Annotated in this window: 23 protein-coding genes; 22 read left to right on the top strand and 1 reads right to left on the bottom strand. The window is 71.3% G+C overall.

Annotated features, from left to right (window positions below; genetic code table 11):
* Window position 1: 1 nt before the first annotated feature.
* The 11 genes from ruvX to nusB all read left to right on the top strand — a co-directional run bounded on the left by ruvX (window position 2) and on the right by nusB (window position 10,135).
* Window positions 2–466: a Holliday junction resolvase RuvX gene (gene ruvX / locus ACFW6P_RS15205; protein WP_386356158.1), complete on the top strand. Its 465-nt coding sequence runs from the start codon at window positions 2–4 to the stop codon at window positions 464–466.
* Window positions 467–587: 121 nt separating this feature from the next.
* Complete coding sequence (mltG, locus tag ACFW6P_RS15200) at window positions 588–2,297, top strand: endolytic transglycosylase MltG (RefSeq protein ID WP_386356155.1); 1,710 nt, start codon at window positions 588–590, stop codon at window positions 2,295–2,297.
* 11 nt (window positions 2,298–2,308) lie between these two features.
* Window positions 2,309–3,136, top strand: coding sequence for a shikimate dehydrogenase (locus tag ACFW6P_RS15195; RefSeq protein ID WP_386423844.1), 828 nt, complete (start codon window positions 2,309–2,311; stop codon window positions 3,134–3,136).
* Window positions 3,137–3,187: 51 nt separating this feature from the next.
* Window positions 3,188–3,427 carry a hypothetical protein gene (locus ACFW6P_RS15190; RefSeq protein WP_386356149.1) on the top strand — a complete coding sequence of 80 codons (240 nt, stop codon included), beginning with the start codon at window positions 3,188–3,190 and terminating at the stop codon, window positions 3,425–3,427.
* 317 nt (window positions 3,428–3,744) lie between these two features.
* A complete protein-coding gene (gene aroC / locus ACFW6P_RS15185; protein WP_386356146.1) occupies window positions 3,745–4,929 on the top strand; it encodes a chorismate synthase in 1,185 nt (394 codons plus the stop codon).
* Window positions 4,926–5,441, top strand: a complete 516-nt coding sequence (locus tag ACFW6P_RS15180; protein ID WP_386356143.1) for a shikimate kinase — start codon at window positions 4,926–4,928, stop codon at window positions 5,439–5,441. The genes aroC and ACFW6P_RS15180 overlap by 4 nt, the downstream gene beginning before the upstream one ends.
* Window positions 5,438–6,529, top strand: coding sequence for a 3-dehydroquinate synthase (gene aroB / locus ACFW6P_RS15175; protein WP_386423842.1), 1,092 nt, complete (start codon window positions 5,438–5,440; stop codon window positions 6,527–6,529). Before ACFW6P_RS15180 ends, aroB begins: the two co-directional genes overlap by 4 nt.
* A gap of 162 nt (window positions 6,530–6,691) precedes the next feature.
* The gene (locus tag ACFW6P_RS15170; RefSeq protein WP_386356137.1) at window positions 6,692–7,528 is read left to right on the top strand and encodes a Pro-rich N-terminal domain-containing protein; all 837 of its coding nucleotides are present in this window, start codon (window positions 6,692–6,694) and stop codon (window positions 7,526–7,528) included.
* A 441-nt stretch (window positions 7,529–7,969) separates the two neighbouring features.
* Complete coding sequence (locus ACFW6P_RS15165; protein ID WP_386423840.1) at window positions 7,970–9,082, top strand: aminopeptidase P family protein; 1,113 nt, start codon at window positions 7,970–7,972, stop codon at window positions 9,080–9,082.
* A gap of 49 nt (window positions 9,083–9,131) precedes the next feature.
* Window positions 9,132–9,698, top strand: a complete 567-nt coding sequence (gene efp / locus ACFW6P_RS15160) for an elongation factor P (protein WP_070030057.1) — start codon at window positions 9,132–9,134, stop codon at window positions 9,696–9,698.
* Window positions 9,699–9,700: 2 nt separating this feature from the next.
* On the top strand, window positions 9,701–10,135 hold the full coding sequence (gene nusB, locus ACFW6P_RS15155; RefSeq protein WP_386423838.1) for a transcription antitermination factor NusB: 435 nt from the start codon (window positions 9,701–9,703) through the stop codon (window positions 10,133–10,135).
* Between the two features lie 207 nt (window positions 10,136–10,342).
* On the opposite strand, the gene bldD is transcribed toward nusB, so the two are convergent.
* A complete protein-coding gene (gene bldD / locus ACFW6P_RS15150; protein ID WP_161229145.1) occupies window positions 10,343–10,846 on the bottom strand; it encodes a transcriptional regulator BldD in 504 nt (167 codons plus the stop codon).
* Window positions 10,847–11,112: 266 nt separating this feature from the next.
* Here bldD and pyrR point away from each other — a divergent pair, with 266 nt between their 5' ends.
* The 11 genes from pyrR (at window position 11,113) to rpoZ (ending at window position 22,728) form a co-directional block, all read left to right on the top strand.
* Window positions 11,113–11,679, top strand: a complete 567-nt coding sequence (pyrR, locus tag ACFW6P_RS15145) for a bifunctional pyr operon transcriptional regulator/uracil phosphoribosyltransferase PyrR (protein WP_386423837.1) — start codon at window positions 11,113–11,115, stop codon at window positions 11,677–11,679.
* A 102-nt stretch (window positions 11,680–11,781) separates the two neighbouring features.
* The gene (locus ACFW6P_RS15140; protein ID WP_386358184.1) at window positions 11,782–12,810 is read left to right on the top strand and encodes an aspartate carbamoyltransferase catalytic subunit; all 1,029 of its coding nucleotides are present in this window, start codon (window positions 11,782–11,784) and stop codon (window positions 12,808–12,810) included.
* Between the two features lie 5 nt (window positions 12,811–12,815).
* The gene (locus tag ACFW6P_RS15135; RefSeq protein WP_386423835.1) at window positions 12,816–14,102 is read left to right on the top strand and encodes a dihydroorotase; all 1,287 of its coding nucleotides are present in this window, start codon (window positions 12,816–12,818) and stop codon (window positions 14,100–14,102) included.
* Complete coding sequence (locus ACFW6P_RS15130) at window positions 14,099–14,668, top strand: hypothetical protein (RefSeq protein WP_386358180.1); 570 nt, start codon at window positions 14,099–14,101, stop codon at window positions 14,666–14,668. The genes ACFW6P_RS15135 and ACFW6P_RS15130 overlap by 4 nt, the downstream gene beginning before the upstream one ends.
* A complete protein-coding gene (gene carA, locus ACFW6P_RS15125) occupies window positions 14,665–15,804 on the top strand; it encodes a glutamine-hydrolyzing carbamoyl-phosphate synthase small subunit (RefSeq protein WP_386358178.1) in 1,140 nt (379 codons plus the stop codon). The genes ACFW6P_RS15130 and carA overlap by 4 nt, the downstream gene beginning before the upstream one ends.
* Entirely contained in the window at window positions 15,797–19,105 is a 3,309-nt protein-coding gene (gene carB, locus ACFW6P_RS15120; RefSeq protein ID WP_386423833.1) for a carbamoyl-phosphate synthase large subunit, read from the top strand. Before carA ends, carB begins: the two co-directional genes overlap by 8 nt.
* A 69-nt stretch (window positions 19,106–19,174) precedes the next feature.
* Complete coding sequence (locus ACFW6P_RS15115) at window positions 19,175–20,281, top strand: quinone-dependent dihydroorotate dehydrogenase (protein ID WP_386358174.1); 1,107 nt, start codon at window positions 19,175–19,177, stop codon at window positions 20,279–20,281.
* Complete coding sequence (gene pyrF, locus ACFW6P_RS15110; RefSeq protein WP_386358172.1) at window positions 20,278–21,123, top strand: orotidine-5'-phosphate decarboxylase; 846 nt, start codon at window positions 20,278–20,280, stop codon at window positions 21,121–21,123. Before ACFW6P_RS15115 ends, pyrF begins: the two co-directional genes overlap by 4 nt.
* Window positions 21,124–21,411: 288 nt before the next feature.
* Window positions 21,412–21,735 (top strand): integration host factor, encoded by a 324-nt coding sequence (locus tag ACFW6P_RS15105; protein ID WP_003977346.1) that lies wholly within the window; start codon window positions 21,412–21,414, stop codon window positions 21,733–21,735.
* Window positions 21,736–21,792: 57 nt separating this feature from the next.
* Window positions 21,793–22,386, top strand: a complete 594-nt coding sequence (gene gmk, locus ACFW6P_RS15100) for a guanylate kinase (protein WP_386358170.1) — start codon at window positions 21,793–21,795, stop codon at window positions 22,384–22,386.
* A 69-nt stretch (window positions 22,387–22,455) separates the two neighbouring features.
* The gene (gene rpoZ / locus ACFW6P_RS15095) at window positions 22,456–22,728 is read left to right on the top strand and encodes a DNA-directed RNA polymerase subunit omega (protein ID WP_003988945.1); all 273 of its coding nucleotides are present in this window, start codon (window positions 22,456–22,458) and stop codon (window positions 22,726–22,728) included.
* The last annotated feature ends 42 nt before the right edge of the window (window positions 22,729–22,770 follow it).

Genomic DNA, 22,770 nt, shown 5'->3' with positions numbered 1-22,770 from the left:
CATGCGCAGAGGACGTCGACTCGCGATCGATGTCGGGGACGCCCGCATCGGGGTCGCCTCGTGCGACCCCGACGGGATCCTCGCCACTCCGGTCGAGACGGTCCCGGGGCGTGACGTCCCCTCCGCCCACCGGCGGTTGAGGCAACTCGTCGAGGAGTACGAGCCGGTCGAGATCGTCGTCGGGCTCCCGCGCTCCCTCAAGGGCGGCGAGGGACCGGCCGCCGTCAAGGTGCGCGGCTTCGCCCAGGAACTGGCGCGCATGATCGCGCCGATTCCGGTCAGACTCGTGGACGAACGGATGACGACCGTCACCGCCGGCCAGGGACTGCGCGCTTCGGGCGTGAAGTCCAGGAAGGGGCGGTCCGTCATCGACCAGGCCGCGGCCGTGATCATCCTTCAACAGGCCCTCGAATCCGAACGGGTGTCAGGGAAAGCACCCGGCGAAGGCGTCGAAGTGGTCATCTGATCGCGATACGGTAACGTTCCGCGCGATGCGGAGGCATGCGAACAGCCGCCGCACAGCAAGAGGCGGGACGCAAGCGGAACCGGAAGCCGCGCGACCGCCGCCTCGCGGCTCTAGGGGATCGATGACTGAGTATGGCCGGGGCCAAGGCTCCGAACCGTGGCATCCGGACGACCCGTTGTACGGGGACGGCGGATGGGGAGGGCAGCAGGCCCACCAGGGCCAGCAGTCCCCCTACGGCGGCCAGCCGCAGCACTACCCAGAGCAGCAGCAGCCGCAGTACGGCGACTGGGGCACCGGTGAGCAGCCCGTCTACGGCCAGGGGCAGCACTACCCGTACGACCAGCAGTACGCGGCACAGGCCCACGGACATCAGCAGTACCCCGGACAGCAGGGCCACGGGCATCCGCACGACCAGGGGTACCAGCAGCAGTACGACAACGGCGGCTGGAGCACCGGCGCCCACCCGCAGGTGTCCTACCCCGCAGACCCGTCGGACCCCTACGGCGGGCAGCCCGGCTCCTACGACGAGGGCCGGCAGGACTACTACGGCGCCCCCGACGCGTATCCGCCCCCGGAGTCACCGGATGCACCGGATCGCCGACGCGCCGAACCGGAACCGGACACCGACTGGGACCCCGGCCCCGACCAGGGCGAGCACGCCTTCTTCGCGGGCGGGGACGACGAGGACGACGACGAGCCGGAGAAGCGCCGCGGACGCGGCGGCGACCAGCGCGGACGCGGCGGCAAGCCGAAGAAGCGCCGCAACGGAAGCGCCTGCCTGGCGGTCGTCGTGGTCCTCGGCGGCGGTCTCGCCGGTGTCAGCTACTTCGGCTACCAGTTCGTCCAGGATCGTTTCGGCGACGCCCCGGACTTCGCGGGTGACGGCAGCGGGCAGGAGGTGTCCGTCGAGATCCCGGAGGGCTCCGACGGCTACGCCATCGGCCGGGCGCTGAAGGCTGCCGGTGTCGTCAAGAGCGTGGACGCCTTCGTCTCGGCCCAGGCCGGCAACCCCGACGGCCGGAACATCCAGGCCGGTGTGTACACGCTGCGGAAGCACATGTCGGCCGCCAGCGCGGTCGGCCTGATGCTCAGCCCCGAGAGCCGCGACAACCTGATCATCGCCGAGGGCAAGCGCAACGCCGACATCTACCGGCTCATCGACAAGCGGCTGAAGGTCAAGGAGGGCACGACCGCCGCGGTCGCCGAGAAGGACTACGACAAGCTCGGCCTGCCGGGCTGGGCGCAGAACCACGGGGACGTCAAGGACCCGCTGGAAGGCTTCCTCTACCCCTCCAGCTACGGCGTCAGCGAGGGGCAGGAGCCCGAGGCCGTCCTGAAGCAGATGGTGAAGCGGGCCACCGACACCTACGAGAAGCTCGGCGTGGTGAAGAAGGCCGAGAGCCTGGGGCTCGAGGACCCCTGGCAGCTGGTCACCATCGCCAGCCTGGTCCAGGCCGAGGGCACCAGCCACGACGACTTCCGCAGGATGGCCGAGGTCGTCTACAACCGGATGAAGCCGGGCAACCCGCAGACCAACGGCATGCTGGAGTTCGACTCCACCTACAACTACATCAAGAACCAGAGCAAGATCGACCTGAGCCTGAGCGAACTGCGCACCTACGACAACCCGTACAACACGTACTACCACAAGGGGTTGCCGCCCGGTCCGATCGACAACCCGGGCGAGGACGCCATCAGGGGCGCGCTCGACCCGACGGACGAGGGCTGGTACTACTTCATCTCGCTCGACGGCAAGACCAGCAAGTTCACGAAGACGAACGCCGAACACCAGAAACTGGTCGACCAGTTCAACGCCTCGCGGAACAACTGAGGAGACCTTCGATGGCCGCACCGCGCCGGGCCGCCGTACTCGGCTCCCCGATAACCCACTCGCTCTCCCCGGTCCTGCATCGCGCCGCCTATCGCGAACTGGGCCTGACCGGCTGGACGTACGACAGGTTCGAGGTCGACGAGGAGGGGCTGCCCGGCTTCTTCCGGACGCTCGGGCCCGGGTGGGCGGGGCTGTCGCTGACCATGCCGCTGAAGCGGGCCGTGATCCCGCTGCTCGACGAGATCAGCGACACCGCCGCCTCGGTCGACGCCGTCAACACCGTCGTCTTCTCCGAGGACGGCCGCACGACCGGCGACAACACAGACATCCCCGGCATGGTCGCCGCGCTGCGCGAGCACGGCATCGACAGGACAGAGGCCGCCGCGATCCTCGGCGCCGGGGCCACCGCCTCCTCCGCGCTGGCCGCGCTCGCCCGGATCTGCCCGGGCGAGATCACCGTCTACGTGCGCAGCGGGGCCCGGGCCGCCGAGATGCGGCGGTGGGCCGAGCGACTGGGCGTCGCAGTGCGCGTCGCCGACTGGGCGGACGCCGGACAGGCTCTGCGCGCACCCCTGGTGATCAGTACCACGCCCGCCGGTGTCACCGACGCCCTCGCCCGGAGCGTCCCGGAGCGGCCGGCGGCCCTCTTCGACGTCCTCTACGACCCCTGGCCCACCGCCCTCGCCGCCCGCTGGTCGGCCCACGGCGGCGCCGTCGTCAGCGGCCTCGACCTGCTGGTGCACCAGGCCGTGCTGCAGGTGGAGCAGATGACGGGGCTGGCCCCGGCGCCGCTGGACGCCATGCGAAAAGCGGGCGAGCGGGCTCTCGCCGACCGCTGAGACCCGCTCTCGGTTCCGCAGGGGCCGGAACGCGGGAGGGGAGGACACACCATGTCCGCACGCCTGACCCAGGCATCGGTCAAGACCCGGATGTCCGACGCCCTGCCGGGCTCCCTGCCCGACTGGGTGCAGATGACGGTGCTCGCGCTGATCGTGCTCGCCGTGGTGGCGCCCTGGGTCGTGAAGATCAAGCGGAAGATCGCCCACCGTCGCGCCGTCCGCACCGGGCAGCCCCTCCGTGCCGCAGCCCGGTACGGGCAGGGGCGCGGGGCCGACTACCTGGGGCAGTAGGCACAGCAGCCGACCGGGCAGCGGCAGCAGGGCAGCGGGGCCGACCACCTCGGGGCGTACGCCCCGCAGCAGGCACAGCCCGCGCCGCAGCCCGGCCCTGCCGACCACCTCGGGGCGTACGCCCCGCACCGGCGTCCGGGCGAGGGCCGGTCCATCAAGCGAACGCGTCCGCTTGATGGACCACCCACCGGGCCGCCGACCCGGACGTGGGAGGATCGGAAGAGGCGGACCGGGCCGCGCACCCGGTCGGGCCGTCGCCGTACGCGCTCACACGCGTACGCCGGGCAGTACCAGGGCGCGAGCACTGAGGAGCACCGTTGAGCAGGTTGCGCTGGCTGACCGCGGGGGAGTCCCACGGTCCCGCACTCGTGGCGACGCTGGAGGGCCTTCCCGCCGGCGTGCCGATCACCACGGACATGGTGGCGGACCACCTGGCCCGGCGACGGCTCGGCTATGGACGCGGCGCGCGCATGAAGTTCGAGCGGGACGAGGTCACCTTCCTCGGCGGCGTCCGGCACGGCCTGACCCTCGGCTCCCCGGTGGCGATCATGGTGGGCAACACCGAGTGGCCGAAGTGGGAGCAGGTCATGGCGGCCGACCCGGTCGACCCGGAGGTCCTCGCCGGACTCGCCCGCAACGCCCCGCTGACCCGCCCGCGGCCCGGCCACGCCGACCTCGCCGGGATGCAGAAATACGGCTTCGACGAGGCCCGGCCGGTGCTGGAGCGGGCCTCCGCCCGGGAGACCGCCGCCCGCGTGGCGCTGGGTGCGGTGGCCCGCTCGTACCTGAAGGAGACCACCGGCGTCGAGATCGTCAGCCACGTCGTCGAGCTGGCCGCCGCCAAGGCGCCCAAGGGCGTGTACCCGACGCCGGCCGACGTGGAGAAGCTGGACGCGGACCCGGTGCGCTGCCTGGACGCGGACGCGTCGAAGGCGATGGTCGCCGAGATCGACCAGGCCCACAAGGACGGCGACACCCTCGGCGGCGTGGTCGAGATCCTGGCCTACGGCGTGCCCGTCGGCCTCGGTTCGCACGTGCACTGGGACCGCAGGCTCGACGCCCGGCTGGCCGGCGCCCTCATGGGCATCCAGGCGATCAAGGGCGTCGAGATCGGCGACGGCTTCGAGCTGGCGCGGATCCCGGGCTCCCGGGCCCACGACGAGATCGTGAAGACCGACGAGGGCATCCGGCGCACCTCCGGCCGCTCCGGCGGCACCGAGGGCGGCCTGACCACCGGTGAACTGCTGCGCGTGCGCGCCGCGATGAAGCCCATCGCGACCGTCCCGCGCGCCCTGCAGACCGTGGACGTCACCACGGGCGAGGCCGCGCAGGCCCACCACCAGCGCTCCGACGTCTCCGCGGTCCCGGCCGCCGGCATCGTCGCCGAGGCCATGGTGGCCCTCGTCCTCGCGGACGCGGTGGCCGAGAAGTTCGGCGGCGACTCGGTGGCCGAGACCCGCCGCAACGTCACCTCGTACCTCGACAACCTCGCCATCCGATGAGCGGGCCGCTGGTCGTCCTGGTCGGCCCGATGGGCGTGGGCAAGTCCACTGTCGGGCAGTTGCTGGCCGAGCGGCTCGGCGTCTCCTACCGGGACACCGACGACGACATCGTCGCCGAGCAGAACCGGACCATCGCCGAGATCTTCGTCGACGACGGCGAGCCCGCCTTCCGGGCCGTCGAGAAGGCGGCCGTGCGGCGGGCCCTCGCCGAGCACGACGGCGTCCTGGCGCTCGGCGGCGGCGCGATCCTCGACCCCGACACCCGCGCGCTGCTCGCCGGGCAACGGGTGGTCTTCCTGTCGATGGACGTCGAGGAGGCGGTCAAGCGCACCGGCCTGAACGTGGCCCGCCCGCTGCTCGCGGTCAATCCCCGCAAGCAGTGGCGCGAGCTGATGGAGGCCCGCCGGCACCTCTACGAGGAGGTCGCCACGGCCGTGGTCGCCACCGACGGCCGCACCCCCGAAGAAGTCACCCGAGCCACCCTGGACGCACTGGAGTTGGAGGACGCATGACTGAGGCAGTGACGCGGATCCGGGTCGGCGGCACCGCGGGGACCGACCCCTACGAGGTCCTGGTGGGCCGGCAACTCCTCGGCGAGCTCGGCGGACTGATCGGCGACAAGGCCAAGCGGGTCGCGGTCCTCCACCCCGAGGCCCTGGCCGAGACCGGTGACGCCCTGCGCGCCGACCTCGCCGGGCAGGGCTACGAGGCGGTCGCCATCCAGGTCCCCAACGCGGAGGAGGCCAAGACCGCCGAGGTCGCCGCCTACTGCTGGAAGGCGCTCGGCCGGTCCGGCTTCACCCGCACCGACGTCATCGTCGGCGTCGGCGGCGGCGCGACCACGGACCTGGCCGGTTTCGTGGCCGCTACCTGGCTGCGCGGGGTGCGCTGGATCGCCGTCCCCACCACGGTGCTCGCCATGGTCGACGCGGCTGTGGGCGGCAAGACCGGCATCAACACCGCCGAGGGCAAGAACCTGGTGGGCGCCTTCCACCCGCCCGCCGGCGTCCTGTGCGACCTCGCCGCGCTGGACTCCCTCCCGGTCAACGACTACGTCTCCGGCCTGGCCGAGGTCATCAAGGCCGGCTTCATCGCCGACCCGGTGATCCTCGACCTCATCGAGTCCGACCCCGAGGCCGCCCGCACCCCGGCCGGGCCGCACACCGCCGAGCTCATCGAGCGCTCCATCCGGGTCAAGGCCGACGTGGTCTCCTCGGACCTGAAGGAGTCGGGCCTGCGCGAGATCCTCAACTACGGCCACACGCTCGGCCACGCCATCGAGAAGAACGAGCGCTACAAGTGGCGCCACGGCGCCGCCGTCTCGGTCGGCATGCACTTCGCCGCCGAACTCGGCCGCCTCGCGGGCCGGCTGGACGACGCGACGGCCGACCGCCACCGCACCATCCTCGAATCGGTCGGGCTGCCCCTGCACTACCGGCACGACCAGTGGCCCAAGCTCGTGGAGAACATGAAGGTCGACAAGAAGACCCGCGGCGACCTGCTGCGCTTCATCGTCCTCGACGGCCTGGCCAAGCCCACCGTCCTGGAGGGCCCCGACCCGGCCGTGCTGCTCGCCGCGTACGGCGAGGTCGGGCAGTAAGTCCCCCGGCGCGCCTTCCGCCCGAATTCGCCCCAGGGGCCGGGCACTTCGGACCGCCTCCGGCCGTTCACACATCGCCGACCGGGGGCGGTACCGTTCGGTTCCAGCGGGCACCGCCCCGCTGTCAGCGCCCATCGCCTGTACGAGACGGAGTGGCACCGGATGCAGCACGCAGTGGGTTCTCCGCTGCCGCCGCCCCACGAGTCGGGGCACGGACCGGCCGTCGGCTGGTCACCGGCCGCACACCACCCGGGCCCGCACCAGGGCTCAGCCCCCGTGCCCCCGCCTCCCCCGGCGCCGGGCCACCCCGCGCCCCCGCCGGGCCCGGCCACGCCACCCCAGCGGGGTCACGTGCCCCCCGCCCCGGAGACCACCGGCCACGTCCCGCTGCCGCCGGGCGGCCCGGTCGCCGTGCCGGCCATCGCGGCCCCCGACCCCGCGGGCACGACGCTCGCGGTGCTGCTGATAGGTCCCGCGGGCGCGGGCAAGACCAGCGTCGCCAAGTACTGGGCGGACCACCGCCGCGTCCCCACCGCGCACATCAGCCTCGACGACGTACGCGAATGGGTCCGCTCCGGCTTCGCCGACCCCCAGTCCGGATGGAACGACAACTCCGAAGCCCAGTACCGCCTCGCCCGCCGCACCTGCGGCTTCGCCGCGCGCAACTTCCTGGCCAACGGCATCTCGTGCATCCTCGACGACGCGGTCTTCCCCGACCGCCCGGTCGTCGGCCTCGGCGGCTGGAAGCGCCACGTGGGCCCCGGTCTGCTCCCGGTCGTCCTCCTCCCGGGCCTGGACATCGTCCTGGAACGCAACGCGGAGCGCTCGGGCAACCGGCGGCTGACGGACGAGGAGGTCGCCCGCATCCACGGCCGCATGGCCGGCTGGTACGGCTCGGGCCTCCCCATCATCGACAACTCCCAGCTGGACGTCCCCGAGACGGCGAAGGTCCTGGACGACGTCCTGGCGAGATCGATAGCGAGCCCCCCGGCCTGGTGACGCGGGGCGCCGCCCCTGAGCGGGCGTGCCACGTACCCGGGCCGCCTTCACGTCACCCCGGGTCAGGCACCGCCCCTGAGCGGGCGTGCCACGCGACAGCACCCGCCGACGCCGGGAGCGGGGCGTGGCGGTGCGGCCCAGTCCGCCGCTCAGCCGGTCCCCGTCGGCCACGCCGGACCGCGCGCTGCCGGGCCCGCCCCGCGGCGGACGCGCCGCACCGGCACACCCCCGACCCCACGACGGCAGGTGCCTTGTCAGGGCTCGGTGCAGGGTGCTGCGCTCCTGGCCCCACAACGCCACACGCCTTGGCAGAGGTCGCCGCAGCGGCACACCCCCGCCCCCACCACGCAACAGCAGACGCATCCTCCCCGACGGTCACCCCCACCCCCACTCGGCCCCACCCGACCGGCGACATTTCCCCGGCGCTCGTAGGCTCGGATCATGTCAGAGGTGTACGCGGCCCGCCGGACGCGTCTGAGGGAATACTGCAACGCGGGCGGCAGCGCGGCGGCGCTCGTCTCCCGCCCCGCCAACGTCCGCTATCTCGCGGGCGCCGCCCCCCAGGGCGCCGTCCTGCTGCTCGGCAAGACCGAGGACCTCCTCGTGAGGGCCGGACCCGACGCGGAGCGCCCTACACCGGAGCGCCCCGACGAGCACCTGCGCGTGCAGACCCTGCCCGCCGGATCCGCCGGCGGCGACCCGGCCGTGGCCGCGGCCGACATCGCCGAAGGCCAGGGCGCCGACTCCCTGGCCGTTGAGGAGCACCACCTCACCGTGGCCCGGCACAGAGCCCTGAACTCCGTCGCCCCCCGCCTGCGCCTCACCACCCTCGGCACCGCCGTCGAGCAACTCCGCGTCGTCAAGGACGAGGAGGAGATCTCCGCCCTGCGCATCGGCGCCGAGATCGCCGACCAGGCCCTCGGCGAACTGCTGGAGTCCATCCTCGTGGGCCGCACCGAACGCCACCTCGCCCTGGAACTCGAAAGACGCCTCGTCGACCACGGAGCCGACGGTCCGGCCTTCCCCACCTCCGTGGCCACCGGCCCCCACGCCGGCCGCCCGGGCCACCGCCCCACCGACCGCCGCGTCGAGGAGGGCGACTTCCTCTCCGTCTGCCTGGGCGCGACCTACCGCGGCTACCGCTGCGAGATCGGCCGTACCTTCGTCATCGGCACGGCACCCGCGGACTGGCAGATCGAGCTGTACGACCTGGTCTTCGCCGCGCAGCGGGCCGGGCGTGAGAGCCTCGTACCGGGCGCGGCCTGCCGCGACGTCGACCGCGCGGCCCGCCAGGTCCTGGACTCCGCGGGGTACAAGGAGGGCCTCACGGCCCTCACCGGACACGGTGTCGGGCTCGAAATCGACGAGGACCCTCAATTGAGTCCCGCGGCCATGGGTAAACTGGACGCTTGCGTGCCGGTCACCGTCGAACCGGGGGTCCACCTCCCGGGCCGGGGCGGTGTCAGGATCGATGACACGCTCGTCGTCCGCCCCGAGGCGGACGGCGGACCCGAGCTACTCACCATCACGACCAAGGAGCTGCTCGCCCTGTAGGCAGGTGCGTGCCCCGGGGTCGTACGTCAGTCCAGGAGATTCCGCAACCGTGGCTTCCACGAACGACCTCAAGAACGGCATGGTGCTCAAGCTCGAAGGCGGCCAGCTCTGGTCCGTCGTCGAGTTCCAGCACGTCAAGCCCGGCAAGGGCCCGGCCTTCGTGCGCACCAAGCTCAAGAACGTGCTCTCCGGCAAGGTCGTCGACAAGACCTTCAACGCCGGCGTCAAGGTCGAAACGGCCACCGTCGACAAGCGCGACATGCAGTTCTCCTACATGGACGGCGACTACTTCGTCTTCATGGACATGGAGACCTACGACCAGCTCATGGTCGACCGCAAGGCCGTCGGCGACGCGGCCAACTTCCTCATCGAGGGCTTCACGGCCACCGTGGCCCAGCACGAGGGCGAGGTGCTCTTCGTGGAGCTCCCGGCCGCCGTCGAGCTGACCGTCCAGGAGACCGAGCCGGGCGTCCAGGGCGACCGCTCCACCGGCGGTACCAAGCCCGCCACCCTGGAGACCGGCCACCAGATCCAGGTCCCGCTCTTCATCACCACCGGTGAGAAGATCAAGGTCGACACCCGCACCAGCGACTACCTCGGCCGGGTGAACAGCTAACCGTGGCTGCCCGCAACACGGCCCGCAAGCGCGCCTTCCAGATCCTCTTCGAGGGAGACCAGCGCGGCGCCGAGGTGCTCACCGTCCTCGCGGACTGGGTCCGGCTCTCCCGGGCGGACACCCGGCAGCCGCCGGTGAGCGAGTACACCATGGAGCTGGTCGAGGGCTACGCGAAGCACGCGAAGCGCATCGACGAGCTCATCGCCCAGTACTCGGTCGGCTGGACGCTCGACCGGATGCCGGTCGTCGACCGGAACCTCCTGCGCCTCGGCGCCTACGAGCTGATCTGGGCCGACGAGACCCCGGACGCCGTCGTCCTGGACGAGATGGTGCAGCTGGCGAAGGAGTTCTCCACGGACGAGTCGCCCTCGTTCGTGAACGGCCTGCTCGGCCGGCTGAAGGAGCTCAAGCCCTCGCTCCGCCGCGACGACGCCTGAGGCGACGTCCGGCACAGGACCGGAGCAGACGAGCAGACGGAAACGCCTCAGGGTCCGCAGCACTCACGCTGCGGGCCCTGAGGCGTTCGAGAACGGCCGAGGGACCGCACCCGGGAGAGAAACAGCCGGGGTGGCCGGACCCTCAGTGGGTACGGCCACCCCGGCGGCACGTTTTTTCTGGGCCCGCGCCCGATCCCGCGGGAGCGGTCAGGCGTCCTCGTGGGTCGCCACCGCGCGGCGCGCGTCCGCGTCCAGGACGCCCCAGCCGATCAGCTGCTCGGTGAGCACCGAGGGCGACTGGTCGTAGATGACGGCGAGTGTGCGCAGGTCGTCCTGGCGGATGGAGAGCACCTTGCCGTTGTAGTCACCGCGCTGCGACTGGATCGTGGCCGCGTAGCGCTGCAGGGGGCCCGCCTTCTCGGCCGGCACCGTGGCCAGCCGCTCCAGGTCGAGGACCAGCTTCGGCGGCGGCTCGGCGGCGCCGCCGGGGGTGGTGCCCGGAAGCAGCTCCTGCACCGGGACGCCGTAGAAATCCGCCAGCTCGGCAAGGCGCTGCACGGTCACGGCACGGTCGCCGCGCTCGTACGAACCGACCACGACCGCCTTCCAGCGTCCCTGGGACTTCTCCTCGACACCGTGGAGGGAAAGGCCCTGCTGGGTGCGGATCGCCCGGAGCTTGGCCCCGAGCTGTTTGGCGTATTCGCTGGACATATAGCTCCCCGGCACTGTGTCGACGCGGCCGGCAGTGTGCCGTACCGCGCGGCTGGTAACTCACTGTGAGGTTACGCAGCGTTACTCTGCTGCGTCAAGCCGAATGGTCCGCGCCGACTCTTCCGTGGTATCGACCCGGCGCTGGGCCGAACGGGTGATCCGAGGGGGCCGTTCGGGCGGTCCGCCGGGCCTGCTACGGTGGATGGCGCACATTCCGACGTCCTTTAAGATCCGTCCCGTGAGGCGGAGAAGGAGGTCCGTTTCGTATGGACAAGCACGACACGCAGTCCGATGCCCGGCCCGTTCTCGAAGGGCCCGACATCGCGCGGGTGCTGACCCGCATCGCCCACGAGATCGTCGAACGCGCCAAGGGCGCCGACGACGTGGTCCTCCTCGGCATCCCGACCCGGGGCGTCTTCCTCGCCCGGCGGATCGCCGACAAGCTCGAGCAGATCACCGAGCGCAAGGTTCCGTGCGGCTCGCTCGACATCACGATGTACCGCGACGACCTGCGGATGCACCCCCCGCGTGCGCTCGCCCGCACCGATATCCCCGGTGACGGCATCGACGGCAAACTCGTCGTCCTCGTCGACGACGTGCTCTTCTCCGGCCGCACCATCCGTGCCGCCCTCGACGCCCTGAACGACATCGGGCGCCCGCGCGCGGCGCAGCTCGCCGTCCTCGTCGACCGCGGGCACCGCGAACTGCCCATCCGCGCAGACTACGTCGGCAAGAACCTCCCCACGTCGCTGCGGGAGACGGTCAAGGTCCAGCTCGCCGAGGAGGACGGTCGCGACACCGTGCTGCTCGGTGCCAAGCCGGCCGCCCAGTAGCGCCTCAGGCGTACGCCGCCGTCGTACGCCGGCTCAGTGCGCGCTCGCGCGCGCCCGTCTGCCCCGAATCTCCCGTTTGAACTGCCTTACGGAGCCTGACAGATGCAGCGTCATCTCATCTCGGCCGCCGACCTCACCCGCGACGACGCCGTCCTGATCCTCGACACCGCCGAGGAGATGGCCCGGGTCGCCGACCGGCCGATCAAGAAGCTGCCGACCCTGCGCGGCCGCACGATCGTCAACCTCTTCTTCGAGGACTCCACCCGGACCCGGATCTCCTTCGAGGCCGCCGAGAAGCGGCTGTCCGCCGATGTGATCAACTTCTCCGCCAAGGGCTCCAGCGTCTCCAAGGGCGAGTCCCTGAAGGACACCGCCCAGACACTGGAGGCCATGGGCGTCGACGCCGTGGTCATCCGGCACGGCGCCTCCGGAGCCCCCTACCGCCTGGCGAACTCCGGCTGGATCGACGCGGCCGTCGTCAACGCCGGCGACGGCACCCACCAGCACCCCACCCAGGCCCTGCTGGACGCCTTCACCATGCGCCGCCGCCTGGTCGGCCACGACGCCGGGCTCGGCCAGGACCTCGCGGGCCGGCGCATCACCCTCGTCGGCGACGTCCTGCACAGCCGCGTCGCCCGCTCCAACGTCGACCTGCTGCACACCCTCGGCGCCGAGGTCGCACTCGTCGCCCCGCCGACCCTGCTGCCGGTCGGCGTCGAGACCTGGCCCTGCGAGGTCTCCTACGACCTCGACAGCACGCTGCCCAAGTCCGACGCGGTGATGATGCTGCGCGTCCAGCGCGAGCGCATGAACGCCGCGTTCTTCCCGACCGAGCGCGAGTACTCCCGGCGCTACGGCCTCGACGGCGAGCGCATGGCGCGGATGCCCGAGCACGCCATCGTGATGCACCCCGGCCCGATGGTCCGCGGCATGGAGATCACCGCCGAGGTCGCCGACTCCGACCGCTGCACGGTCGTCGAGCAGGTCGCCAACGGGGTCTCCATCCGGATGGCCGTCCTGTACCTGCTGCTCGGTGGAAACGAGCCCGCCGTCACCCGCCCGCCCGTCGCCCACCACCACCCTTCCAGCGAGCGCTCCGCGCACACCCCTTCTGCGGCCGAGGAGAAGTAAGACAGATGAGCAAGACCCTGATCCGTGGTGCGAAGGTGCTCGGCGGCGAGCCGCAGGACGTCCTGATCGAGGGCGGGACCATCGCCGAGGTGGGCAGCGCGCTGTCCGCCGAGGGCGCCGAGGTCGTCGAGGCCGGCGGCAAGGTGCTGCTGCCGGGCCTGGTGGACCTGCACACCCATCTGCGCGAGCCCGGCCGCGAGGACTCCGAGACCGTCCTCACCGGCACCCGGGCCGCGGCCTCCGGCGGCTACACCACCGTCTTCGCCATGGCCAACACCTTCCCGGTCGCCGACACCGCCGGTGTCGTCGAGCAGGTCTGGCGGCTCGGCAAGGAGCACGGCTACTGCGACGTCCAGCCGATCGGCGCGGTCACCGTCGGCCTCGACGGCAGGAAGCTCGCCGAACTGGGCGCCATGCACGAGTCCGCCGCCGGCGTGACCGTCTTCTCCGACGACGGCAAGTGCGTCCACGACGCCGTGATCATGCGCCGGGCCCTGGAGTACGTGAAGGCCTTCGGCGGCGTCGTCGCGCAGCACGCGCAGGAGCCGCGGCTCACCGAGGGCGCCCAGATGAACGAGGGCGTCGTCTCCGCCGAGCTGGGTCTCGGCGGCTGGCCCGCGGTGGCCGAGGAGTCGATCATCGCGCGGGACGTCCTGCTCGCCGAGCACGTCGGCTCCCGGGTCCACATCTGCCACCTGTCGACCGCCGGGTCCGTCGAGATCGTCCGCTGGGCCAAGTCCCGCGGCATCGCCGTCACCGCCGAGGTCACCCCGCACCACCTGCTCCTCACCGACGAGCTGGTCCGCTCCTACAACCCCGTCTACAAGGTCAACCCGCCGCTGCGCACCGAGCGCGACGTGATGGCGCTGCGCGAGGCGCTCGCCGACGGCACGATCGACATCGTCGCCACCGACCACGCCCCGCACCCGCACGAGGACAAGGACTGCGAGTGGGCCGCGGCCGCCATGGGCATGGTCGGCCTGGAGACCGCGCTGTCGGTGGTGCAGGAGACCATGGTCGACACGGGCCTGCTGGACTGGGCCGGCGTCGCCGACCGCATGTCCTTCAAGCCCGCGCAGATCGGACAGGCCACGGGCCACGGCCGCCCCGTCTCGGCAGGTGAGCCCGCCAACCTCACCCTGGTCGACACGGCATACCGTGGGCTCGTGGAACCCGCGGGCTTCGCCTCGCGCAGCCGCAACACCCCCTACGAGGGCCGCGAGCTGCCGGGCCGTGTGACGCACACGTGGCTGCGGGGCAAGGCCACGCTCGTCGACGGGAAGCTCACGTGACACCTGTACTCCTGCTGGCCGCCGAGAAGGAATCGGCGCAAGTGACCGACTGGGCCGCCCGCATCGGCTGGGTCGCCGGCCTCGCCCTGTTCGTCGCCCTCGTCTACTGGCTGATGCGCGAGGGCTGGAAGTGGCGCGGCACCCTCCAGGGCGACCTGCCCGGGCTGCCCGCCACCCCGGACGACCCGGGCCCGGCGCGCCTGACCCTGAGCGGCCGCTACCACGGCTCCACCACCGCCGGGCAGTGGCTCGACCGGATCGTCGCCCACGGCCTGGGCACCCGCAGCCGCGCCGAGCTCACACTGACGGACGCCGGCCTGGACGTCGTGCGCCCCGGGGCGAACGACTTCTTCGTGCCGGCCGCGCAGCTGCGCGAGGCACGGCTCGACAAGGGCATCGCCGGCAAGGTGCTCACCGAGGGCGGCCTGCTGGTCGTCACCTGGGCGCACGGCGACCGGCTGATCGACTCCGGCTTCCGCTCCGACCACGCGGCCGAGCACAACGAGTGGGTCGAAGCCCTCACCACCATGATCGAAACGAACAGCACGGAAGGCGCCGAACGATGACCACCTCCACCAGGGGAGCCACAACTCCCGCCGTACTCGTCCTGGAGGACGGCCGGGTCTTCCGCGGCCGCGCCTACGGGGCCGTGGGGGAGACCTTCGGCGAAGCGGTGTTCTCCACCGGCATGACCGGCTACCAGGAGACCCTCACCGACCCCTCCTACCACCGTCAGGTCGTGGTGATGACCGCCCCGCACGTCGGCAACACCGGCGTCAACGACGAGGACATGGAGTCCCGGCGGATCTGGGTCTCCGGCTACGTCGTGCGCGACCCCGCGCGCGTGCCGTCCAGCTGGCGCTCCCGGCGCACGCTGGACGAGGAGCTGGCCGCGCAGGGCGTCGTCGGGATCTCCGGCATCGACACCCGCGCCCTCACCCGCCACCTGCGCGAGCGCGGCGCCATGCGCGTCGGCATCTTCAGCGGCGACGCCGTCCAGGACGACGGCGCGCTCCTCGCCCGCGTGCTGGAAGCGCCCCGGATGAAGGGCGCCGACCTCTCCGCCGAGGTCGCCACCACCGAGCCGTACGTCGTGCCCGCGATCGGTGAGAAGAAGTTCACCGTCGCCGCCGTCGACCTCGGCATCAAGGGCATGACCCCGCACCGCATGGCCGAGCGCGGCATCGAGGTGCACGTCCTCCCGGCCACCGCCACCGTCGACGACGTCTACGCGGTGAACCCGGACGGCGTGTTCTTCTCCAACGGCCCGGGCGACCCGGCCACCGCCGACCACCCCGTCGCCGTGATGCGGGGCGTCCTGGAGCGCGGTACCCCGCTCTTCGGCATCTGCTTCGGCAACCAGATCCTGGGCCGCGCCCTCGGCTTCGGCACCTACAAGCTGAAGTACGGCCACCGCGGCATCAACCAGCCCGTGCAGGACCGTAGGACCGGCAAGGTCGAGGTCACCGCGCACAACCACGGCTTCGCCGTCGACGCCCCGCTCGACCAGGTCTCCGAGACCCCCTTCGGCCGCGCCGAGGTGTCGCACGTCTGCCTGAACGACAACGTGGTGGAGGGGCTGCAGCTCCTCGACCGCCCCGCCTTCAGCGTCCAGTACCACCCCGAAGCGGCAGCCGGTCCGCACGACGCCGCCTACCTGTTCGACCGCTTCGTCTCCCTGATGGAGGGCCAGCGTGCCTAAGCGCACCGATATCCAGTCCGTCCTGGTCATCGGCTCCGGCCCGATCGTGATCGGCCAGGCCGCAGAGTTCGACTACTCCGGCACCCAGGCGTGTCGCGTGCTCAAGGCCGAGGGCCTGCGCGTCATCCTGGTGAACTCCAACCCGGCGACGATCATGACCGACCCGGAGATCGCCGACGCCACCTACGTCGAGCCGATCACGCCCGAGTTCGTCGAGAAGATCATCGCCAAGGAGCGGCCCGACGCGCTGCTGCCCACCCTGGGCGGCCAGACGGCGCTCAACACCGCCATCTCCCTGCACGAGAACGGGGTCCTCGACAAGTACGGCGTCGAGCTGATCGGCGCCAACGTGGAGGCGATCCACAAGGGCGAGGACCGCGACCTGTTCAAGGAGGTCGTCGAGGAGGTCCGCAGGAAGATCGGGCACGGCGAGTCCGCCCGGTCCTACATCTGCCACTCCATGGACGACGTCCTCAAGGGCGTCGAGGAGCTCGGCGGCTACCCGGTCGTCGTCCGCCCCTCCTTCACGATGGGCGGCGCCGGCTCCGGCTTCGCGCACGACGAGGAGGAGCTGCGCCGCATCGCGGGCACCGGTCTGACGCTCTCGCCGACCACCGAGGTGCTCCTGGAGGAGTCCATCCTCGGCTGGAAGGAGTACGAGCTGGAGCTGATGCGGGACAAGCACGACAACGTCGTGGTCGTCTGCTCCATCGAGAACTTCGACCCCATGGGCGTGCACACCGGCGACTCGATCACCGTCGCGCCCGCGATGACGCTGACCGACCGCGAGTACCAGGTGTTGCGCGACGTCGGCATCGCCATCATCCGCGAGGTCGGCGTCGACACCGGCGGCTGCAACATCCAGTTCGCGGTCAACCCCGAGGACGGCCGGGTCATCGTCATCGAGATGAACCCGCGCGTCTCGCGCTCCTCGGCGCTCGCCTCCAAGGCGACCGGCTTCCCGATCGCCAAGATCGCCGCCAAGCTCGCCATCGGCTACACCCTCGACGAGATCCCGAACGACATCACGCAGGAGACCCCGGCCTCCTTCGAGCCGACGCTCGACTACGTGGTCGTCAAGGCCCCGCGCTTCGCCTTCGAGAAGTTCCCCAGCGCCGACTCCACCCTCACCACCACCATGAAGTCGGTCGGCGAGGCCATGGCCATCGGCCGGAACTTCACCGAGGCCTTCCAGAAGGCGCTGCGCTCCCTGGAGAAGAAGGGCAGCCAGTTCACCTTCGTCGGCGAGCCGGGCGACAAGACACAGCTGCTGGAGCAGGCCGTCCGCCCCACCGACGGCCGTATCAACACCGTCATGCAGGCCATCCGCGCGGGCGCCACGCCCGAGGAGGTCTTCGACTACACGAAGATCGACCCCTGGTTCGTCGACCAGCTCTTCCTGATCAAGGAGATCGCCGACGAACTGGCCGGGGCGCCCGAGCTGACCGCCGACCTGTTCGCCGAGGCCAAGCGGCACGGCTTCTCCGACCAGCAGATCGGCGAGATCCGCGGCCTGCGCGAGGACGTCGTCCGCGAGGTGCGGCACGCGCTCGGCATCCGCCCGGTCTACAAGACGGTCGACACCTGCGCCGCCGAGTTCGCCGCGAAGACGCCGTACTTCTACTCCTCCTACGACGAGGAGAGCGAGGTCGCGCCCCGCGAGAAGCCGGCCGTCATCATCCTGGGCTCCGGCCCGAACCGCATCGGCCAGGGCATCGAGTTCGACTACTCCTGCGTCCACGCCTCCTTCGCGCTGAGCGAGGCGGGCTACGAGACGGTGATGGTCAACTGCAACCCGGAGACCGTCTCCACGGACTACGACACCTCCGACCGGCTCTACTTCGAGCCGCTGACGCTGGAGGACGTGCTGGAGGTCGTCCACGCCGAGCAGCAGGCGGGACCCGTCGCGGGCGTCGTCGTCCAGCTCGGCGGCCAGACCCCGCTGGGGCTGTCGCAGGCGCTGAAGGACAACGGGGTGCCGATCGTCGGCACGTCCCCCGAGGCCATCCACGCCGCCGAGGACCGGGGCGCCTTCGGCCGGGTCCTCAAGGAGGCCGGCCTCCCGGCCCCCAAGCACGGCACCGCCACCACGTTCGCCGAGGCCAAGGCCATCGCCGACGAGATCGGCTACCCGGTCCTGGTGCGGCCGTCCTACGTCCTCGGCGGACGCGGCATGGAGATCGTCTACGACGAGACCCGGCTGGAGTCCTACATCGCCGAGTCCACCGAGATCAGCCCCTCCCGGCCGGTCCTGGTCGACCGGTTCCTCGACGACGCGATCGAGATCGACGTCGACGCGCTCTACGACGGCGAGGAGCTCTATCTCGGCGGCGTCATGGAGCACATCGAGGAGGCCGGCATCCACTCCGGCGACTCGGCGTGCGCCCTGCCCCCGATCACCCTCGGCGGCTTCGACATCAAGCGCCTGCGCGCCTCCACGGAGGGCATCGCCAAGGGCGTCGGCGTGCGCGGCCTGATCAACATCCAGTTCGCGCTCGCGGGCGACATCCTCTACGTCCTGGAGGCCAACCCGCGCGCTTCCCGCACGATCCCCTTCACCTCGAAGGCGACCGCGGTGCCGCTGGCCAAGGCCGCCGCCCGCATCTCGCTCGGCGCGACCATCGCCGAGCTGCGCGCCGAGGGCCTGCTCCCGGCCGACGGCGACGGCGGCGAGATGCCGCTGGACGCGCCGATCTCCGTCAAGGAGGCCGTCATGCCGTGGTCGCGCTTCCGCGACATCCACGGCCGCGGCGTCGACACGATCCTCGGCCCGGAGATGCGCTCCACGGGTGAGGTCATGGGCATCGACTCCGTCTTCGGCACGGCGTACGCCAAGTCGCAGGCCGGCGCCTACGGCCCGCTGCCCACCAACGGCCGCGCGTTCATCTCGGTCGCCAACCGCGACAAGCGCTCGATGATCTTCCCGGCCCGCGAGCTGGTCGCGCACGGCTTCGAACTGCTCGCCACCTCCGGCACGGCCGAGGTCCTCAAGCGCAACGGCATCAACGCCACGGTCGTGCGCAAGCAGTCCGAGGGCACGGGCCCGAACGGCGAGAAGACCATCGTCCAGCTCATCCACGACGGCGAGGTCGACCTCATCGTCAACACCCCGTACGGCACCGGCGGCCGCCTCGACGGCTACGACATCCGTACGGCGGCCGTGGCGCGGTCCGTGCCCTGCCTGACCACCGTGCAGGCGCTCGCGGCGGCGGTCCAGGGCATCGACGCCCTCAACCGCGGCGAGGTGAGCGTCCGCTCGCTCCAGGAACACGCGGAACACCTGACCGCGGCCCGCGACTAGCAGCCCCGAGGGGGACACCGGAAACGGTGTCCCCCTCTTCGTGAGGACGTACGTCCTCGTGAGGACAGCATGTACAAGATCTTCTTCCGTCTCGTCTTCAAGCGGCTGGACCCCGAGCAGGCCCACCACCTGGCCTTCCGCTGGATCCGCCTGGCCGCACGCGTCCCCGTGCTGCGGACCTTCCTCGCGGCCGCCCTCGCGCCCCGCCACAGGGAGCTGCGCACCGAGGCCCTCGGGCTGCGCATGCACGGCCCCTTCGGGCTGGCGGCCGGCTTCGACAAGAACGCCGTCGGCATCGACGGCATGGCCATGCTCGGTTTCGACCACGTCGAGATCGGCACGGTCACCGGCGAACCGCAGCCCGGCAACCCCAAACAGCGGCTGTTCCGCCTGGTCCAGGACCGGGCGCTGATCAACCGCATGGGCTTCAACAACGACGGCTCGCTCCGGGTCGCCGCCCGCCTGGCCTCCCGCAGGACCGTCTTCAGGACGGTCGTCGGCGTCAACATCGGCAAGACCAAGATCGTGCCGGAGGCGGAGGCCGTCGCGGACTACGTGAAGTCCGCCGAGCGGCTCGCGCCCCACGCCGACTACCTCGTGGTCAACGTCTCCTCGCCGAACACGCCCGGCCTGCGCAACCTGCAGGCGACCGAGGCGCTGCGCCCCCTGCTGAGCGCCGTGCGCGAGGCCGCCGACCGGGCCGTGCCCGCGCGGCGCGTCCCGCTGCTGGTCAAGATCGCGCCGGACCTCGCCGACGAGGACGTCGACGCCGTGGCCGACCTCGCCGTGGAACTCGGCCTGGACGGGATCATCGCCACGAACACCACCATCGCGCGCGAGGGCCTCGGTCTGAGGTCCGACCCGGCCCTGGTCAAGGAGACCGGCGGCCTGTCCGGCGCGCCCTTGAAGGAGCGCTCCCTGGAGGTCCTCAGGCGCCTCTACGCGCGCGTGGGCGACCGGATCACCCTGGTGGGCGTCGGCGGCATCGAGAACGCCGAGGACGCCTGGCAGCGCATCCTGGCCGGCGCCACCCTGGTGCAGGGCTACAGCGCCTTCGTCTACGAGGGGCCCTTCTACGCCCGCGCGATCCACAAGGGGCTCGCCGCACGCCTGGCCACGAGCCCGTACGCCACGCTCGCCGACGCGGTGGGCGCCGATGTGAGGAAGACGGCATGAGTGCCCTGGAACCCTTCGGCGCGCGTCTGCGCCGGGCCATGGACGAGCGCGGCCCGCTGTGCGTCGGCGTCGACCCGCACGCCTCCCTGCTCGCCGAGTGGGGCCTGAACGACGACGTGGCGGGCCTGGAGCGGTTCAGCCGCACGGTCGTCGAGGCGGTGGCCGACCGGGTCGCCGTGCTGAAGCCGCAGAGCGCGTTCTTCGAGCGCTTCGGCTCGCGCGGCGTGGCCGTGCTGGAGAGTACGGTCGCCGAGGCCCGGGCGGCAGGCGCCCTGGTCGTGATGGACGCCAAGCGCGGCGACATCGGCTCGACCATGGCCGCCTACGCCGAGTCCTTCCTGCACAAGGACGCGCCGCTGTTCTCGGACGCCCTGACCGTCTCGCCCTACCTCGGCTACGGCTCCCTCGGCCCGGCCGTCGCACTGGCCCGGGAGAGCGGGGCCGGACTGTTCGTGCTGGCGCTGACCTCCAACCCGGAGGGCGGCGAGGTCCAGCACGCCGTGCGCCCCGACGGCCGGAACGTCGGAGCGACGATGCTGGCGCACCTGGCCGCCGAGAACGCGGGGGAGGAGCCGCTGGGCTCCTTCGGCGCGGTCGTCGGCGCCACCCTCGGTGACCTGTCGACGTACGACCTGGCCATCAACGGCCCGCTCCTCGCGCCCGGCATCGGCGCCCAGGGGGCCACCCCGGCCGATCTTCCGGCGGTCTTCGGGCCGGCGGTGCGCAACGTCGTGCCGAACGTCAGCCGGGGAGTGCTCCGCCACGGCCCCGATCCGGTCACCCTGCGTGACGCCTCGGCACGCTTCGCCGAGGAGATCCGGCAGGCCGTGACGCCGTCCTGACCTCCGGCGGACCGCCCCGGGACCCGTGCCCGGGAACTCCGATGAGCGGTCCGGGGCACGCTTGAGTCTGGATAGATCCTCAAATCCAGGGCAGTATGTCCTCAATGTCCGTTCAAGTGAAGGCTGACCAGGACTTTTCCGCTGTTCTCGCTGACTCTGGCGCGCTTGCCCGCTAGTCTCCGACGAGAGAACGGGCAAGCGTGTGTTGCTCGTGGCTCCCCAGGTGTGGGGCGACTAGGTTCCTCACCGGTCCGTATCCGACAGTTCGACATCCGAGGTGACGTAGGCGTGGCTCTTCCGCCCCTTACCCCTGAACAGCGCGCAGCCGCGCTCGAAAAGGCCGCCGCGGCTCGCCGGGAGCGGGCCGAGGTCAAGAATCGACTCAAGCACTCCGGCGCCTCCCTTCACGAGGTCATCAAGCAGGGCCAGGAGAACGACGTCATCGGCAAGATGAAGGTCTCCGCCCTCCTCGAGTCGCTGCCGGGCGTGGGCAAGGTCCGCGCCAAGCAGATCATGGAGCGACTCGGCATCTCCGAGAGCCGCCGTGTGCGCGGTCTCGGGTCCAACCAGATCGCCTCCCTGGAGCGCGAGTTCGGCAGCACCGGCTCCTGAACCGGCCTCCCGGGGCAGCGAGTGCCGGGCACTCCGGGATTGCTGGATAATCGCTGCATGGCTGTAACACCCCGGGGGACGACCCCCGTACCCCCGGACGCACGTCCGCGGCTGACCGTGCTCTCCGGCCCCTCCGGGGTCGGCAAGAGCACGGTCGTCGCCCATATGCGCAAGGAGCATCCCGAGGTCTGGCTGTCGGTGTCGGCGACGACCCGCAAGCCGCGCCCCGGCGAGCAGCACGGTGTCCACTACTTCTTCGTCACCGACGACGAGATGGACAAGCTGATCGCCAACGGCGAGCTGCTGGAGTGGGCCGAGTTCGCCGGCAACCGCTACGGCACGCCGCGCGGAGCCGTCCAGGAGCGCCTGGAGAAGGGCGAGCCCGTCCTCCTGGAGATCGACCTGCAGGGGGCCCGCCTGGTCCGGAGCTCGATGCCCGAGGCCCAGCTGGTGTTCCTGGCCCCTCCCTCCTGGGAGGAGCTGGTGCGCAGGCTCACCGGGCGGGGCACCGAACCGCCCGAGGTGATCGAGCGCAGGCTGGAGGCGGCGAAGATCGAACTGGCCGCCGAACCGGAGTTCGACACGACCCTGGTCAACACCTCCGTCGAGGACGTGGCGCGCGAGCTGCTAGCCTTGACGAACGTCGTGTGACCATCGGTGATCCTCCGGTCCTCGCTGATCATCCCGACAGAATCTTTCCCATCCATCGGAAGGTAGAGCGTGTCCTCTTCCATCTCCGCGCCCGAGGGCATCATCAACCCGCCGATCGACGAGCTCCTCGAGGCCACCGACTCGAAGTACAGCCTCGTGATCTACGCGGCCAAGCGGGCCCGCCAGATCAACGCGTACTACTCGCAGCTCGGTGAGGGCCTCCTCGAGTACGTCGGTCCCCTCGTCGACACCCACGTCCACGAGAAGCCGCTCTCGATCGCCCTCCGTGAGATCAACGCGGGGCTCCTGACGTCCGAGGCCGTCGAGGGCCCGGCGCAGTAAGTAGTATCAGCGGCTTGACGCTGACTTTTCCACAGGCCCGGC

The sequence above is a fragment of the Streptomyces sp. NPDC058741 genome (assembly GCF_042746715.1).
Classification (GTDB): domain Bacteria; phylum Actinomycetota; class Actinomycetes; order Streptomycetales; family Streptomycetaceae; genus Streptomyces.
Note: the sequence above shows the minus strand (reverse complement) of the source record. Positions and strands in the feature narration are given on the sequence as shown.